Source organism: Psychrobacter sp. FME13 (genome assembly GCF_014861395.1).
Lineage (GTDB): Bacteria > Pseudomonadota > Gammaproteobacteria > Pseudomonadales > Moraxellaceae > Psychrobacter.
Map to the genome: position 1 here is coordinate 1 of NZ_RRYV01000332.1, position 913 is coordinate 913.

Genomic DNA, 913 nt, shown 5'->3' on the forward strand with positions numbered 1-913 from the left:
ATATAGTGCATTAAGTATAAAAATGTTATAAGATAAAACATCTCAACAGATATGATTATTTATCATGACTTACTCACTAGATTATCGCAAACAAGTACTAAAAAGCTTAGAGGATGGCATGACCTTTGCCGAGGCAGCCTCTTTTTATGACATCAGTCCAACCACCATTCAAAAGTGGAAGAAACGGCTGCATAGTAAGAGCACTCGCAATGTTACGCCATCAAAAATACCGGATGATGCACTACGCAAAGACGTTGAGCGTTACCCTGATGACTATCACTATGAGAGAGCAAGACGGTTCAACTGTACTGCCCCAGCCATTTGTGAGGCTTTAAAACGCCTAGGCATCAGTCAAAAAAAAAGACCTTAGAGCATCCAAAAGCATGTCCAATAAAAAGAGCGGCGTATCAGAGTAAGCTTGATAACTTTAAACAGCAAGGTTATCCCATTGTGTATATGGACGAAAGCGGTTTTGAAAGCCAGACCATTCGTCCTCATGGTTATGCACTGATAGGCAAACCCTGTATCGACAGCTACAACTGGCAAGGTAAAAAGCGAACCAACGTCATTGGGGCTCTATATGAAAAGATGCTATTTGCACTGGATTACTTTGAACACAACATTAACAGCGGCATATTCTACGATTGGTGCAAACACACCCTAATCCCAAGCCTTAAAACCAAATGCGTGATTGTCATGGATAACGCTCGGTTTCATAAAAGTAGACGTATCCAAAAATTACTGAACAGGCATGGTCATCGTATCCTATGGCTGCCGCCGTACAGCCCAGACTTGAACCCTATTGAGAAAAAATGGGCTCAAGTGAAGTTTCTACGCCAAGGCTGGATGGAAAATGACTTATCTAAATTGTTTTATGATATTTGCCCTGACCATAACACTTTTATTTTGAACT

At 40.9% G+C, this 913-nt stretch carries 2 protein-coding genes; both read left to right on the forward strand.

The window, feature by feature from the left end:
• The first annotated feature begins 64 nt into the window (after window positions 1–64).
• Window positions 65–370: an IS630 transposase-related protein gene (locus EI164_RS16420; RefSeq protein ID WP_192521035.1), complete on the forward strand. Its 306-nt coding sequence runs from the start codon at window positions 65–67 to the stop codon at window positions 368–370.
• 20 nt (window positions 371–390) lie between these two features.
• On the forward strand, window positions 391–913 hold a 523-nt coding region (locus EI164_RS16425), incomplete at its 3' end, for an IS630 family transposase (protein WP_192521036.1).

Excerpts from the sequence above, each read along its gene's own strand:
- EI164_RS16420 (WP_192521035.1), top strand. The coding sequence starts at position 65 with ATGACTTACTCACTAGATTATCGCAAACAAGTACTAAAAAGCTTAGAG.